12 protein-coding genes are annotated in these 14,204 nt (G+C 69.6%); 6 read left to right on the top strand and 6 right to left on the bottom strand.

What is annotated here, in order from left to right:
• Positions 1 to 47: 47 nt before the first annotated feature.
• Positions 48 to 494: an SgcJ/EcaC family oxidoreductase gene (locus tag ABZ297_RS06060; RefSeq protein ID WP_355340123.1), complete on the top strand. Its 447-nt coding sequence runs from the start codon at positions 48 to 50 to the stop codon at positions 492 to 494.
• 32 nt (positions 495 to 526) lie between these two features.
• Here the strand turns inward: ABZ297_RS06060 and ABZ297_RS06065 are convergent, their stop codons facing one another.
• The 3 genes from ABZ297_RS06065 to ABZ297_RS06075 all read right to left on the bottom strand — a co-directional run bounded on the left by ABZ297_RS06065 (position 527) and on the right by ABZ297_RS06075 (position 3,086).
• Positions 527 to 1,063, bottom strand: coding sequence for an AAA family ATPase (locus tag ABZ297_RS06065; protein ID WP_355340126.1), 537 nt, complete (start codon positions 1,061 to 1,063; stop codon positions 527 to 529).
• A gap of 144 nt (positions 1,064 to 1,207) precedes the next feature.
• Positions 1,208 to 1,540 carry a YnfA family protein gene (locus ABZ297_RS06070; protein ID WP_355340129.1) on the bottom strand — a complete coding sequence of 111 codons (333 nt, stop codon included), beginning with the start codon at positions 1,538 to 1,540 and terminating at the stop codon, positions 1,208 to 1,210.
• 10 nt (positions 1,541 to 1,550) lie between these two features.
• Positions 1,551 to 3,086, bottom strand: coding sequence for a long-chain fatty acid--CoA ligase (locus ABZ297_RS06075; RefSeq protein WP_355340132.1), 1,536 nt, complete (start codon positions 3,084 to 3,086; stop codon positions 1,551 to 1,553).
• A 148-nt stretch (positions 3,087 to 3,234) separates the two neighbouring features.
• Between ABZ297_RS06075 and ABZ297_RS06080 the strand changes: the two genes are divergently transcribed.
• From ABZ297_RS06080 to ABZ297_RS06095, 4 genes are all read left to right on the top strand, one after another.
• On the top strand, positions 3,235 to 4,776 hold the full coding sequence (locus tag ABZ297_RS06080) for a GMC family oxidoreductase N-terminal domain-containing protein (protein WP_355340135.1): 1,542 nt from the start codon (positions 3,235 to 3,237) through the stop codon (positions 4,774 to 4,776).
• Between the two features lie 49 nt (positions 4,777 to 4,825).
• Positions 4,826 to 6,079, top strand: coding sequence for a cytochrome P450 (locus ABZ297_RS06085; RefSeq protein ID WP_355340138.1), 1,254 nt, complete (start codon positions 4,826 to 4,828; stop codon positions 6,077 to 6,079).
• Between the two features lie 115 nt (positions 6,080 to 6,194).
• Entirely contained in the window at positions 6,195 to 7,031 is an 837-nt protein-coding gene (locus ABZ297_RS06090) for an alpha/beta hydrolase (RefSeq protein WP_355340141.1), read from the top strand.
• A 155-nt stretch (positions 7,032 to 7,186) separates the two neighbouring features.
• Entirely contained in the window at positions 7,187 to 8,428 is a 1,242-nt protein-coding gene (locus tag ABZ297_RS06095; protein WP_355340143.1) for a cytochrome P450, read from the top strand.
• A gap of 3 nt (positions 8,429 to 8,431) precedes the next feature.
• Here the strand turns inward: ABZ297_RS06095 and ABZ297_RS06100 are convergent, their stop codons facing one another.
• Positions 8,432 to 9,967, bottom strand: coding sequence for a hypothetical protein (locus ABZ297_RS06100; protein ID WP_355340146.1), 1,536 nt, complete (start codon positions 9,965 to 9,967; stop codon positions 8,432 to 8,434).
• A gap of 446 nt (positions 9,968 to 10,413) precedes the next feature.
• Here ABZ297_RS06100 and leuS point away from each other — a divergent pair, with 446 nt between their 5' ends.
• On the top strand, positions 10,414 to 12,864 hold the full coding sequence (gene leuS / locus ABZ297_RS06105; protein WP_355340149.1) for a leucine--tRNA ligase: 2,451 nt from the start codon (positions 10,414 to 10,416) through the stop codon (positions 12,862 to 12,864).
• Between the two features lie 10 nt (positions 12,865 to 12,874).
• On the opposite strand, the gene ABZ297_RS06110 is transcribed toward leuS, so the two are convergent.
• Positions 12,875 to 13,705, bottom strand: a complete 831-nt coding sequence (locus tag ABZ297_RS06110) for a TIGR03557 family F420-dependent LLM class oxidoreductase (RefSeq protein WP_355340152.1) — start codon at positions 13,703 to 13,705, stop codon at positions 12,875 to 12,877.
• 42 nt (positions 13,706 to 13,747) lie between these two features.
• Positions 13,748 to 14,179, bottom strand: coding sequence for a hypothetical protein (locus tag ABZ297_RS06115; RefSeq protein WP_355340155.1), 432 nt, complete (start codon positions 14,177 to 14,179; stop codon positions 13,748 to 13,750).
• Between the last annotated feature and the right edge of the window lie 25 nt (positions 14,180 to 14,204).

The raw sequence follows: 14,204 nt of genomic DNA on the forward strand, positions 1-14,204 counted from the left end.
CACTTGATGCAGACACTGCATCGAGCAAGGTACCAGAAGGGGCAGCAGTGAACACCACGCACACCACCGAGCAGGCCGTCCACGAACTGTTCGGCGCGATGGAGGACGCCTGGAACCGTGGCGACGGCGCAGCCTATGGAGCCTGCTTCACCGCCGACGCCACCTACACGTCGTTCGTCGGCACCGTCTACCGCGGGCGCGAGGACATCGCCGCCGGGCACCAGGCGTTGTTCGACTCCTTCCTCAAGGGGACGACGATGTTCAACGAGATCGCCGAGATCCGCTTCTACGGCTCCGACACCGCGGTCGTCACCGGCAGGGGAGAGGTGGCCAAGAAGCGTCCGGGCAAGCTGCCCAAGGTGCAGACGTACACGCTGGTCCGCGAGGCCGACGGGAGGTGGCGCATCGCCGCCTTCCACAACACCCGGCGCAGGTCGCTGATGGAGGCCATCTCCTTCAGGTTCGTCCCCGCCAGCGCCCCGCGCCACGCGTGACGGCCGTCGGCGAAGCAGGCCCTGACCGGGGCTCAGACGAGCCGGTCGAGGACGAACCGGGCACGCTGCTCGACCGGCGCCCGCGGCAGCGTCACCACCTCGTACCCGTAGCCGGCGTACGCCGCCACGCACGCCTCGTAGGTCCGCTCCGCCTCATCGAGCGACTGCCTGCGCTCGGAGTCCTGCTCGTAGATCTCCGGCCACGGCGGGGCGGCGAACACGCGCCGGTGGTAGCGGAACGTCCTGGCCGCCGCGTCGAGGTGCCGCGGCACCGGGCGCCCGAGCAGCCCGAGGTAGCCGACCGTGTCGACGAGGCCGCGGTCGAACAGCACCGGCTCGTCCGTCGAGGCCTCCCGGTAGGAGCGCAGGTCCCAGGCCAGCATCAGCTCGGCGAACAGCCCGGGGTCGGACCAGGGGAGCGCCGGCCCCGAGATCGCCACCTGGTCCTGGATGATGGCGCGGCCCGCCTCCGGCTTGGTCGCGAAGCCCCGGCCGGCCAGGTGCCGGATCAGGGTGCTCTTCCCGGAGCCCGGCCCTCCGGTGATGACGGTGAAAGAGTTTTCGGGCATGCGGCTGGCTGCCTGCTTCCGCTAGGTGGGCGTGGATGATCCGCTCGCGTCAGAGGAGGCGGAGAAAAGGGGACGGCCTGCGCGCCGCGGAAAAAGGGGCGGCTTGGCGACTGGGACGTCCGAACAGGGCCAGGATACCGGCGATCAGCCGCGCGGGGCGTACATGATGACGGCGACGCCGAGCAGGCAGATGGCGACCCCCACCAGGTCCCAGCGGTCCGGGCGGAAACCGTCCATGACGACGCCCCAGAGCAGAGAGCCCGCGACGAAGATGCCGCCGTACGCGGCCAGCACCCGCCCGAAGTGCGCGTCAGGCTGGAAGGTGGCGACGAAGCCGTAGGCGCCGAGCGCGAGGACGCCGCCCAGCACCCACAGCACGCCGCGGCTCTCCCGGATGCCCTGCCACACGAGCCAGGCCCCGCCGATCTCGGCGACGGCGGCGAGCACGAACAGCAGCAGGGACCGGGCGAGCGTCATGGACGCGACCCTAGCGGAGCTCGCGCTTGAGGATCTTGCCGGTGGCGGTCATGGGCAGGGCGTCCCGGAACTCGACGATGCGCGGGTACTTGTAGGCCGCCATGTTCTCGCGGGCCCACGCGATCAGCTCGTCCTCGGTGATCTCGCTGCCGGGCGTGCGGATGACGTACGCCTTGATCTCCTCGCCGTGCGACTCGTGCGAGACCCCTACCACCGCCGCCAGCGAGACGGCCTCGTGCGTCATCAGGACCTCTTCCAACTCGCGCGGGTACACGTTGAACCCGCCCCGGATGATCATGTCCTTGGTGCGGTCGACGATCGCGTAGTAGCCGTCGGCGTCGCGGGTGGCGAGGTCGCCGGTGCGGAACCAGCCGTCGCGCATCACCTCGTCCGTCGCCTCGGGACGGCCGTAGTACCCCTTCATGATGTTGTGCCCGCGGATGGCGACCTCGCCGGGCCCCTCACCGTCGATCGTCTTCCAGTCGCTGTCGATCAGCTTCATCTCCACGCCCCAGATGGGGGTGCCGATGGTGCCGGGCTTGGTAGGGCGTCCGAACTGGTTGAAGGAGGCCACCGGCGACGTCTCTGACAGCCCGTACCCCTCCAGGATGCCGATGCCGAAGGTCTGCTCGAAGTCCCGCAGGACCTCGACCGGCGAGGACGCGCCGCCCGCCACCGCGACGTTCAGCGTCGTGGGCATCGTCGCGCCCTCCGCGTGGATCTTCGTCAGCATCGCCCAGTACATGGTCGGGACCCCGGCGAAGAACGTGACGCCCTCCTTGACCATGAGCGCCAGCGCCTCGCCCGGGTCGAAGCGCGGCATCAGCACCACGGCGGCCCGGCGGCGGAAGCCGGTGTTCATGACGACCGTCTGCCCGAAGGAGTGGAACAGCGGCAGCACGGCCAGCATCACGTCGCCGTCGGCGGCGCTGGGGAACATCTCGTCGCTGACGACGGCGTTCATCAGCATGTTCTGGTGGCTCAGCTCGGCGCCCTTGGGCTGCCCGGTGGTGCCGGAGGTGTAAAGGATCACCGCGGTGTCGTCGGGTGCGGTCTGCACGGTCTCGAACTCGCCGGGCATGCCGTCCAGCGCGGCCCAGAACGACTCGCCGTACTGCGACTCGGTCGCGAGTGGCGTGGCGGGCAGCACGAAGAAGTGCTCGCACCCCTCGGACGCCTCGAACCCCGCCCTGCCGCGCTCGCCCAGCGGCAGTTCGGGCGTGCCCTCGAAGCAGAACAGCGCCTTGGCGTCGCTGTCGTCGAGGTGGTAGGAGATCTCCCTGGACTGCAGCAGCACGTTCAGCGGCACCACCGTGGCCCCGGCCTTGAGGACCCCGAAGTAGACGAACGGGAAGTACGGCAGGTTCGGGCAGGCGAGCGCGACCTTGTCGCCCTTGCCGATGCCGCGCGTCACCAGGAGGTTGGCCACCTGGGACGCCACGGTGTCGATCAAGGAGTAGGGCAGGCGCATGTCGCCGAAGACGACGGCCGTGCCGTCGGGGGTGGCCCTGGCGCTGTCTTCCAGGACGATCGACAGGTTGAGCATGGGACGCCTTCCTTTTCTGAACGGCTTGCGGGCCATCTTCGCAAAAGGTCGTACCGACCGGTAGGTGACGCGGGTTGCAACTGAATATGGACGCCGTCGGTTCGCCTGGAGTAAGCAAGGACCAGATCGCTTACCCCTGGGAGGGGCCATGGAGTACGACTACGTCGTCGTCGGGGCGGGGTCGGCCGGTTGCGTGCTGGCCAACAGGCTGTCGGCGGATCCGGGGGTGTCGGTCGCGCTGGTCGAGGCGGGTGGCCGCGACGACAAGCTGGAGATCCGCATGCCCGCGGGCTTCGCCAAGCTGTTCAAGACCGGCTACGACTGGAACTACACCACCGCGAAGCAGCCGGAGATGTCCGGCCGTGAGCTGTACTGGCCCAGGGGCAGGGTGCTCGGCGGCTCGTCGTCGCTGAACGCCCAGATGTGGGTGCGCGGGTGCCAGCACGACTACGACCAGTGGCAGATCCCCGGCTGGTCGTACGAGGAGGTCCTGCCGTACTTCACCAGGGCCGAGCACCGGGTCGGCAGCAACCGGGGCGGGGTGTACGGCGAGGACGGCCCCCTCTACGTCTCCGAGCTGCGCAGCCCCAACGTCACCACCAAGGCGTTCCTGCAGGCCTGCGAGGAGCTGGGGTTCACGCGGCTCGCCGAGCTCAACGGACGTTCCAACGAGGGCTACAGCCCCACCCCCGTCAACCAGAACCGCGGACGCCGGTGGAGCGCGGCGGACGCCTATCTGCGTCCGGTGATGAAACGGCCCAACCTGACCGTGATCACCGGGGCGACCGTCGCCCGGGTGGTGTTCGACGGCAGGCGGGCCGTCGGAGTCGAGCACGACGGCGGCGCCCAGGTCAGGGCCAGGAAGGAGGTCATCCTGTCGGCGGGGACGATCGGCTCGCCGTACCTGCTCATGCGCTCGGGCGTGGGCGCCGCCGACGAGCTGCGCGACGCCGGGATCGCGGTCGTCCACGAGCTGCCGGAGGTCGGCAAGAACCTGCAGGACCACCTGTCGTCAGGGGTGTTCGTCGAGTGCAAGGAGCCGGTGACGCTCAGCAGGGCCGAGTCGCTGAGCAACCTGCTCCGCTACATCGTGCTGCGTTCCGGCATGCTCACCACCAACGTGGGCGAGGCGGTCGCCTTCATCAGGACGTCCCAGGACGAGCCCGCGCCCGACATCGAGCTGATCTTCGCGCCCGGTCCGTTCGTCAATCACGGCCTCACCCCGCCCACCGGCCACGGGATGACCGTCGGCGTCATCCTGCTGCAACCGGACAGCCGCGGCAGGGTCGGGCTGAACGGCCGCGACGTGCTGATCGACCCCGGCTACCTGAGCAGGGAGGCCGACGTCAAGCGGCTGGTCGCCGGGCTGAAGACGGCCAAGCGGGTGTTCGCCACCGCCGCGATGCGTCCGTACGCGGGCGGCCCGATGGCGCCCTACCAGGCGCCGGAGAGCGATGACGAGCTGGCGCAGTGGGTGCGCGAGCGCGGCGAGACGCTCTACCACCCGGTGGGGACGTGCCGCATGGGCACGGACGAGGGCTCGGTCGTGGACCCGGCGCTGCGAGTGCGCGGTCTTGAGGGCCTCAGGGTCGTGGACGCGTCGGTCATGCCGACCCTGAACCGTGGCCACACCCACGCCCCGGCCATCATGATCGGCGAGAAGGCCGCCGACCTGATCGCCAACCCCTGACCGAACGATCCCTTGACGTAAGTGGTCACTTGCGTGAGGCTTTGTACGTATGACGCTCTCCGCAGACGTGGAACTGTCACAGATCCCGTTCTGGGGGCTTCCCCAGGCCGAGCGCATGGCCGCCTTCCGCAGATTACGCCGGCTCGACCGGCCCGTGTTCGTGCCGGAGCAGGTCGTGCCGTTCATCAAGGGCGGGCCGGGCTTCTACGCCCTGGTGCGGCACGCGGACGTGACCGAGGCCAGCAGGAACGCCGCCGTGTTCAGCAGCGAGCCGTGCTCCAACAGCATCCCGGACATGCCCCGCTGGCTGGCCGTGTACTTCGGGTCAATGATCAACATGGACGACCCGCGGCACGCCAGACTGCGCAGGATCGTGTCCAGGGCGTTCACCCCGCGCATCCTGTCCAAGATGGAGGAGGATCTGGCCACGGCCGCCGCCGAGATCGTGGACCAGGCGATCAAGGAGGGGCCGGGCGACTTCGTCGCCCAGATCGCTGCCAGGCTCCCCGTTCGGGTCATCTGTGACATGATGGGGATTCCGCCGAAATTTCATGACATGGTGCTCCGGCGGACCAACGTGATCCTCGGCAACACCGACCCCGAGTACACCGGCCTCGACGTCGACTTCAGCCGCGTCAACGTGGCCCGCGGCCTGGCCAAGCTGCTGCACGCCGGGTTCTCGCTGAACCGGCTCGCGGCCCGCCTCGGCGACGAGCGGCGCAGGAACCCGACGGGCGACCTGGTGAGCCTGCTGGTCAACGGCGACGAGCGGCTCACGTCGCAGGAGCTGGGGTCGTTCTTCATCCTGCTCGTGGTCGCGGGCAGCGAGACGACCCGCAACGCGATCGCGTACGGGCTCAAGCTCCTCACCGACCACCCCGACCAGCGCGAACTGCTCCTGTCCGACTTCGACGGACGCATCACCAAGGCGTGCGACGAGATCATCCGCTACTCCACCCCGGTGATCCAGTTCCGCCGCACGGTCACGCAGGACCACGAGATGAACGGGATGGAGTACCGCAAGGGCGACAAGGTGCTGCTCTTCTACAACTCCGCCAACCGCGACGAGGCGGTCTTCACCGATCCCGACGCGTTCGACATCACCCGCGACCCCAACCCGCACGTCGGCTTCGGCGGCCCCGGCCCGCACTACTGCCTGGGCGCCCACCTCGCGCGCCGCGAGATGACCGTGATGTTCCGCGAGCTGTTCACGCGGCTGCCCGACATCCGGGCGGTGGACGAGCCGGACTTCCTGCACTCCAACTTCATCAACGGCGTCAAGCACCTGAAGTACGCGTACTGAGCCCGGCCGGCAAGGATCGGCGCCAGACTCGGGCTGTTCTTCCAGCTTGGGCCGGACCGGCCCGAGGTCGGCTGACAGTGGTGCTCCGCCTGCGGAGCGGCTAGGTTTCGCAGTCATGGAGATCAGGACAGTCCACGCCAACGGGGTGGAGTTCGCGTATCTGGCCCAAGGGGAAGGGCCGCTGGCGCTGTGCCTGCATGGCTTCCCCGACACCGCTCACACCTGGCGCCACCTCATGCCCGCCCTGGCCGAGCGCGGCTACCGCGCGGTGGCGCCGTTCATGCGCGGCTACGCGCCCAGCGAGATCCCGGCCGACGGAGCCTACGAGGGCGCCGCGCTGGCCGCCGACGTCCGAGCCCTGCACGAGGAGCTCGGCGGCGACGAGCGCGCGGTGGTCGTCGGACACGACTGGGGCGCCTTCCCCGTGTACGGCCTGGGCGGGAGGTTCCGCAGGTCCGTGGCCATGGCAGCGCCGCCGACGGGCGCGCTGGGCACCGGGTTCTTCGAGTACGAGCAGCTCAAGCGCTCCTTCTACATCTTCCTCTTCCAGACCGCGCTGGCCGAGAGCGCCGCCGCGAGCCCCGGCTTCCTGGAAAGCCTCTGGCGCGACTGGTCGCCGGGCTACGACGCCCGGCGGGACCTGGAGTTCGTCCACCAGAGCCTCGGCCAGCCCGGCAACCTGGCCGCCGCGATCGGCTACTACCGGGCCATGCTCGGCACCACCCCGCCCTCGGGCCGGTACCCGGACCCCGAGCCCACCACCGGGCCGATCCTGTACCTGCACGGAGGGCGGGACGGCTGCCTCGGCCCCGACCTGGTCAAGGACGTCCTCGGCCACCTGCCGGAGGGCTCGCGCGCGGAGCAGGTGCCCGGGGCCGGGCACTTCCTGCACCTCGAACGTCCGGACGAGGTCAACCGGCTCGTCCTCGACTGGCTCGGCCCCGCCTCTTGAGCACCGCGAGCAGCGGGTGTCTGCCCGGCAGGGTCACTTCGACCACGCGCTCGGCCAGGAAGCCCTTCGGCACGTCCGCGACCAGCTTCCCGCGCGTACGTACGCTGTACGTGCAACCGTTGACGCGGGCGACCGCCGCTCAACATGATGGCTGAATGAGCGTCGTTGACTTCGATCTGTCGGAACGCGAGTTCTGGGCCAAGCCGATGTCCGAGCGGGAGCAGGCGTTCGACCGGCTGCGAGCTCGCAAGACGCCGGCCTTCTTCGAGGAGATGGAGATCTCCTACGCGCCCAAGGGGCCCGGCTACTACGCCCTGGTCAAGCACGCCGACATCCTGGAGGCCAGCCGGACCCCGGAGGTGTTCTGCTCGGGCGACGGCGGCGCGACGAACATCCCCGACATGCAGCCGGAGTTCGCCGAGTACTTCGGGTCCATGATCAACATGGACGACCCACGCCACGCCAGGCTCCGCCGGATCGTCTCGCGCGCCTTCACGCCCAAGATGATCAGGCAGTTCGAGACGGACGTGGAGGCCGCCGCCGCGCGCATCGTGGACGACCTGCTGGCCAAGGGCCCGGGGTGCGACTTCGTCACCGAGGTGGCCTCCCGCCTGCCCCTCAAGATCATCTGCGACATGATGGGCATCCCCGAGAGCGAGTACCAGTTCGTCCTCGGCCACACGAACCTGATCCTCGGCGGATTCGACCCCGAGTACGCCGGCCCCGACCTGGACGAGCTCCCCGAGCGCCTGCTCCGCGCAGCCATGGAGCTCCAGCAACTCGTGCAGGACCTCGCCTCGCACCGGGCCGACAACCCCACCGGCGACCTGATCTCCTCCCTCGTCAACGCCAACCTCGACGGCGAGCGGCTCACGATGCAGGAGTTGGGCTCGTTCTTCATCCTCCTGGTCGTGGCGGGCAACGAGACCACCCGCAACGCGATCTCGTACGGTCTGCGCCTGCTCACCAAGAACCCCGACCAGCGCGGCCTGTGGCTGGAGGACTTCGAGGGCCGCGCCCCCGGCGCCGTGGAGGAGATCGTCAGGCTCGCCTCGCCCGTCAACTTCATGCGCCGCAAGGCCACCCGCGACCACGAGATGAACGGCCACCTCTACCGCAAGGGCGACAAGGTGGTGCTGTTCTACTGGGCGGCCAACCGCGATGCGAGCGTCTTCGACGAGCCGTACCGGTTCGACATCACCCGCAGCCCCAACCCGCACGTCGGCTTCGGCGGCCCCGGCCCCCACTTCTGCCTGGGCGCGCACCTGGCGCGCAGGGAGATCACGGTGATGTTCCGCGAGCTCCTGCGCCGCGTCCCGGCCATCGAGGCCGGCAGGCCCGACCGCCTGCAGTCCAGCTTCATCAACGGGATCAAGCACATGGAGTGCTCGTTCTGACGGTCAGGGCTGGCCGGCGACCTTGAGCTGCCTGACCACGGTGTTGATGTCGGGCAGGTACTGCTTGCCGTCGGCGGGCACGGACATGTACACGATCGCGGGGACGTCGCCGCCGGAGTTGATGGCGGCCGTCACGATGGTGGCGTTCTGCGTGCCCGAGGTCAGCGAGTAGGCGACCAGGCGTCCGGTGGACTCGCCCACCTTGAGCGGCTGCTGGGCGATCTTCCGGACCTTGTTGTCCTCGGGGAAGAAGCGCTTGCGCGCCGACAGCACGACCTGCCTGATGACCGGCTCCAGATCGTCCTCCGAGGTGAAGGAGGACGCCAGCTTGGACGGCAGGGGGCCGGTCATCAGCTCGGCGTAGGAGTTCTCGCCGACCTTGGCGAACTGGCGGGTGTCGTAGCCGTACGTGGTCTTGACCGTGGCCCGCTGGTCGAGCTGCCAGGTGCCGCCGAGCCGGGGGACGCTGATTTTGGCCGCGGCGTCCTGGAGGGCGCCCGTGACCGGGGCCGCCTTGCCCGGGTAGCGGGGCAGGCGGCCGATCGAGGTCGAGGGCTTGGTGGGTGAGGGGGGCGCCGACGTGCTGGCCTTGGCCGGAGGCTGGTTCGCGGCCGGCTCGTCACTCGCCAGGGGGCCGGCGAGGAAGGCCCACGCGAGGGCGCCCACGAGGGCGATCGCCACCGAGCCCGCCAGGGCGTACATCCAGATCGGCCTGCCGGGCTCGTCGAGGGAGTCCTGCTCGCCCATGGCCTGGTAGTTGTCGCCGAAGACGGTGTCCCAGAGCTCCTGCTGGCGCTCTGGCGGCGGGGTGCGGGAGCCGCTGATCTGCCCGGCCGTGACGAACGGGCGGTCCGGGTCGGAGGGGTCGCGGCTGAGGTTGGCGCCCGGCCTGGCGTGGTCGTCCATCGAAGGCGGCGTGCCACCCGACGGGACGGCCCGGTCGTCGAGGGGCGTGCCGGGGAAGACCTGCTGGCCCTGCGGAGGGCCCGGGTAGACCTGCTGGTCCTGCGGAGGGGCAGGGAAGACCTGCTGGTCCTGCGGAGGAGCGGGGTAGACCTGCTGGTCCTGCGTGGGGCGGGGGCGGGGGCGGTCGTCGAGCGGCGTTTCGCTCTTGGCGTAAGCGTCCGCGGGGGTGGCCTGGTTGTGCGAGGCCGGACGATCGAACGGGCCGCCCGGCTGGGTCGCCTGGGGCCACGGCGCGGGGGAGGAGAGGTTGGACCACGCGTCCGGGGAGGTCGTGTTCTGCGGCTCCGGCCAGGCGTCAGGAGAGGTCGTGCGCTGCGGGTCGGGCCAGCCGTCGGGGGAGGTCGTGCGCTGCGGGTCGGGCCACGTGGGCTCCTGTCGCGGCGGTTCCGGCCAGGAGGGCTGCGCGGCTTCCGGCCAGGACGGCTGCGCGGCTTGCGGCCAGGAGGTGGGCACGTCCTGTCGCGGCGGCTCGGCCGGCCGCGGGTCCTCCGGCCAGGTCGGCGGGACCTCCCGCTGCGGCACCTCGGGCCAGGACGGTGGCAGGTGTGGACCTCCGGACTTCTCCGTTGCCATTGCTGCCGGGCCTCCCGAGGCTATGTCCGAATTGGATCTGTCACGCATGGTCTCATGGGATTTTCCAGGAGATGCGGCCGGTTCCGCAGGGAAACGCGGGAAGCCGTGTGGATCGGTCGGCGGATCCTGCATCGGCAGGCCCGGCTCCGGTCCTTCTGGCACTCCTGGGTACACCACGGCGTTGAGAGTAATCTAAAGGGACATTAGAGGTCACAACGGATAGATCACCATCGGGTCTCGCGTGACCCGAAGCACCTATTGTGCCCTCCGGAGTCGGTCGACTACAGGCGTTCACTTTAAGATGTGCGCTAGGCTTGACCTATGCGTTCCGCGACCCTGCTTCTTAGCGGGCCGCGACGGCCCTGAGATCTCGCCGTCGCGGCTGCCCCTCGTTGTCGCACGAGGGGTTTTCTTATGTCCCAGTCAAGCCCAGAAGGACGACAGCCGTGAGTGAGTACGACCCGCAGGCGCTGCAGGCCAAGTGGCAGGCGCGTTGGGAGGAACTGGACCCGTTCCGGGCGAGCGAGGACGCCGCCGACCCGCGAGAGCGGCGGTACATGCTCGACATGTTCCCCTACCCCTCCGGTGACCTGCACATGGGCCACGGCGAGGTGTTCGCCATCGGCGACGTCGTCGCGCGCTACTGGTTCCAGAAGGGCTACAACGTCCTGCACCCGATCGGCTGGGACTCTTTCGGCCTGCCCGCCGAGAACGCGGCCATCAAGCGGAACGCGCACCCGGCCGAGTGGACGTACGCCAACATCGACACCCAGGCCAACTCCTTCAAGCGCTACGGCGTCTCCTTCGACTGGTCGCGCCGCCTGCACACCAGCGACCCCGAGTACTACCGCTGGAACCAGTGGCTGTTCATCCGCTTCTTCGAGCGCGGCCTGGCCTACCGCAAGGGCGGCCTGGTCAACTGGTGCCCCAACGACCAGACCGTACTGGCCAACGAGCAGGTCGTGGGCGGCAAGTGCGAGCGCTGCGGCGCCGACGTCGTCCGCCGCGAGCTGACGCAGTGGTACTTCAAGATCACTGACTACGCGCAGCGGCTGCTGGACGACATGGCCCAGCTGGAGGCCGCCTGGCCGGAGCGCCTGCTGACCATGCAGCGCAACTGGATCGGCCGCTCCGAGGGCGCCGACGTGCTGTTCCAGATCGAGGGCCGCGACGAGCCGGTCCACGTCTACACCACCCGCCCCGACACGCTGTTCGGCGCCACGTTCTTCGTGGTCGCCGTTGACGCGGCGCTGGCTGACGAGATCGTCACCGACGAGCACCGGGCGGCCTTCGAGGCCTACCGCGCCGAGGTGGCCAAGCTGAGCGACATCGAGCGGCTGTCCACCGAGAAGGACAAGACCGGCGTCTTCCTGGGCCGTTACGCGATCAACCCGGTCAACGGCGAGCGCATCCCGGTCTGGGCGGCCGACTACGTGCTGTCCGACTACGGCCACGGCGCCATCATGGCCGTGCCCGCGCACGACCAGCGCGACCTCGACTTCGCCCGCGCGTTCAACCTGCCGGTGAAGGTCGTCGTGCACACCGGCCTGGCCGACCCGGGCGAGACCGGTGAGGCGACCCCCGGCGAGGGCTCCCTGGTCAACTCCGGCCCGCTCGACGGCCTGTCCAAGACCGAGGCCATCGCCAAGATCATCGAGGTCCTGGAGATCCAGGGCAAGGGCACCGGCGCGGTCAACTTCCGGCTGCGCGACTGGCTGCTGTCCCGTCAGCGCTTCTGGGGCACGCCGATCCCGATCATCCACTGCTCCGACTGCGGCGAGGTGCCCGTCCCCGACGAGCAGCTGCCGGTCACGCTGCCCGACCTGCGCGGCGAGGCGCTGGCTCCGAAGGGTGTCTCGCCGCTGGCCAGCGCCACCGAGTGGGTCAACGTCGAGTGCCCCAAGTGCGGCGGCCCCGCAAAGCGCGACACCGACACCATGGACACCTTCGTCGACTCGTCCTGGTACTACCTGCGCTACACCTCGCCCGGCTACACCGACGGCCCGTTCGACCCCGAGCAGGTGCGCAAGTGGGGCCCGATCGACCAGTACGTGGGCGGCATCGAGCACGCCGTGCTGCACCTGCTCTACTCGCGCTTCTTCACCAAGGTCCTGTACGACATGGGCATGCTGGACTTCACCGAGCCGTTCATGCGCATGCTGAACCAGGGCCAGGTGATCAATCAGGGCAAGGCCATGTCGAAGTCCCTGGGCAACGGCGTGGACCTGGGCCGGCAGATCGACGAGTTCGGCGTCGACGCCGTCCGCCTGACCATGATCTTCGCCTCGCCGCCCGAGGACGACATCGACTGGGCCGACGTCTCTCCCGCCGCGTCGCAGAAGTTCCTGGCCCGCGCCTTCCGGGTGATGGACGAGGTGACGAGCGTCCCCGGCATCCCGTTCGACGACGGCGACCAGGAGCTGCGCAGGTTCACCCACCGCACCATCGACGAGGTCACCAAGCTGGTCGACTCCCACCGCTTCAACGTGGCGGTGGCCCGCATGATGGAGCTGACGTCGGCCGCCCGCAAGGCGATCGACTCCGGCCCCGGCGCGGGCGACCCTGCGGTCCGCGAGGCGGCAGAAGCGCTGGCCGTGATGCTGTCGCTGGTCGCGCCCTACACGGCCGAGGAGGGCTGGGAGCGGCTGGGCCACACCGGCACCGTCGCGTTCGCGGGCTGGCCGTCCGCCGACCCGGCGCTGCTGGTGCAGGAGTCGGTCACCTGCGTCGTGCAGGTGGCGGGCAAGGTCCGCGACCGGCTGGAGGTGCCGCCCTCGATCTCCGAGGACGAGCTGAGAGAGCTGGCGCTGGCCTCGGAGAAGGTCCAGGCGCACCTGTCGGGCACGCCGCGGAAAGTGATCGTCCGGGCGCCGAAGCTGGTCAACATCGTCCCGTGACCTCCGCGGTTCACAGGCGGCGCAACGCCGGCAGCAGTTCGCTCTCCGCCCAGGCGAAGAACGGCTGCTGCTGGTCGGCGCCGATCCGCACCAGCGCGAGGTGCGTGTAGCCCGCGTCGGTGTACTTCTGCGCCGCCTCGACGACGGCCTCGGCGTCGGCGTCGTAGGCGATGGCGAGCTGGCCGTAGACCGGCCTGCCCGCGCCGCCTGCGGTCTGGAACCGCTCGACGACCTCCGGCATCGGGTCGTTGATCATCAGGATGTCGCCGAACTCGGCCGCGATCTCCGCCGACCTGCCCCCTGAGGCCGCGATCCCGATCGGCACCCGCTGGTCCGGCAGGTCGTGGAGCTTGGCCGAGTCGATGTCGTAGAACTCGCCCTGGAAGGTGACGTAGTCGCCGTCGAACAGCTCCCTGATGATCTGGACGGCCTCGCGCAGCATCCGGTGCCGGGTGTCGACGGGCGGCCAGCCCTCGCCGATCACGTGCTCGTCCAGGTTCTCACCCGCTCCCAGGCCGAGGGTGAACCGTCCCTTGCTCAGCACGCCCATCGTGGCGGCCTTCTGTGCGACCACGGCCGGGTGGTAGCGCATCAGCGGGCAGGTCACGTACGTCACCAGCGGCAGCCGCCTGGTCGCCTGCGCCGCGGCGCCCAGCACCGACCAGGCGCAGGGGGAGTGGCCCGTCTCCGCAAGCCATGGAGAGAAGTGGTCGGAGATGATCGCGTAGTCGAAGCCCGCCCGTTCGGCGAGGGCGGCGTGGTCCACGAGCTCCCGCACCGGGGTCCGTTCGCGCATCGCCGGGGTCTGTTCGCACATCAAGGTGTAGCCGAACTCTGCCATGGAGTGCGCCTCCCTGGAGTCGTCGTTACCTGTGTCAGGAGATCAACGGCGGGGCCGGAGGTCGGCCAGCTCCTCGACCACCAGGCCGAGCCCGATGCCCAGCAGCCAAACGTCCTTGGCGATGGGGGTGCCCTGCTGTGACGGGCGCAGGCTGCCTTCCTCGCGCAGACCGGGCGTGCTCAGGTAGAGGCCGAGCAGCCCTCCGGCGAAGGCGGTGAGCGCCGCTCCGGCCACCAGAGACGGCACGACCGGCAGCAGCAGGGCCAGGCCGATGGCGGTCTCCGCCCTCGACACGAGCCTGGTGAACGCCTCCGGGTCCTTCTCGCCCAGGAACGGGTAGCTGCCGGACGCCATGCCGTGCACGGTCTTCGCGGTCTGCAGGTCGGCGTCGGCCTTGGTCAGCCCGGAGTTCAGGATGAACGCTCCGGCTGCCACGCGCGGCGGGAGCTGGTGCAGGCGGGCGAGAATTCTCATGATCCCTCACTCCTCGTACCGAATG

The sequence above is a fragment of the Nonomuraea sp. NPDC005983 genome, from assembly GCF_040614375.1.
Classification (GTDB): Bacteria; Actinomycetota; Actinomycetes; order Streptosporangiales; family Streptosporangiaceae; genus Nonomuraea.

Coding starts and splice junctions, on each gene's coding strand:
- ABZ297_RS06065 (WP_355340126.1), bottom strand. CDS start 1,063: ATGCCCGAAAACTCTTTCACCGTCATCACCGGAGGGCCGGGCTCCGGG.
- ABZ297_RS06070 (WP_355340129.1), bottom strand. CDS start 1,540: ATGACGCTCGCCCGGTCCCTGCTGCTGTTCGTGCTCGCCGCCGTCGCC.
- ABZ297_RS06075 (WP_355340132.1), bottom strand. CDS start 3,086: ATGCTCAACCTGTCGATCGTCCTGGAAGACAGCGCCAGGGCCACCCCC.
- ABZ297_RS06080 (WP_355340135.1), top strand. CDS start 3,235: ATGGAGTACGACTACGTCGTCGTCGGGGCGGGGTCGGCCGGTTGCGTG.
- ABZ297_RS06085 (WP_355340138.1), top strand. CDS start 4,826: ATGACGCTCTCCGCAGACGTGGAACTGTCACAGATCCCGTTCTGGGGG.
- ABZ297_RS06090 (WP_355340141.1), top strand. CDS start 6,195: ATGGAGATCAGGACAGTCCACGCCAACGGGGTGGAGTTCGCGTATCTG.
- ABZ297_RS06095 (WP_355340143.1), top strand. CDS start 7,187: ATGAGCGTCGTTGACTTCGATCTGTCGGAACGCGAGTTCTGGGCCAAG.
- ABZ297_RS06100 (WP_355340146.1), bottom strand. CDS start 9,967: ATGGCAACGGAGAAGTCCGGAGGTCCACACCTGCCACCGTCCTGGCCC.
- ABZ297_RS06110 (WP_355340152.1), bottom strand. CDS start 13,705: ATGGCAGAGTTCGGCTACACCTTGATGTGCGAACAGACCCCGGCGATG.
- ABZ297_RS06115 (WP_355340155.1), bottom strand. CDS start 14,179: ATGAGAATTCTCGCCCGCCTGCACCAGCTCCCGCCGCGCGTGGCAGCC.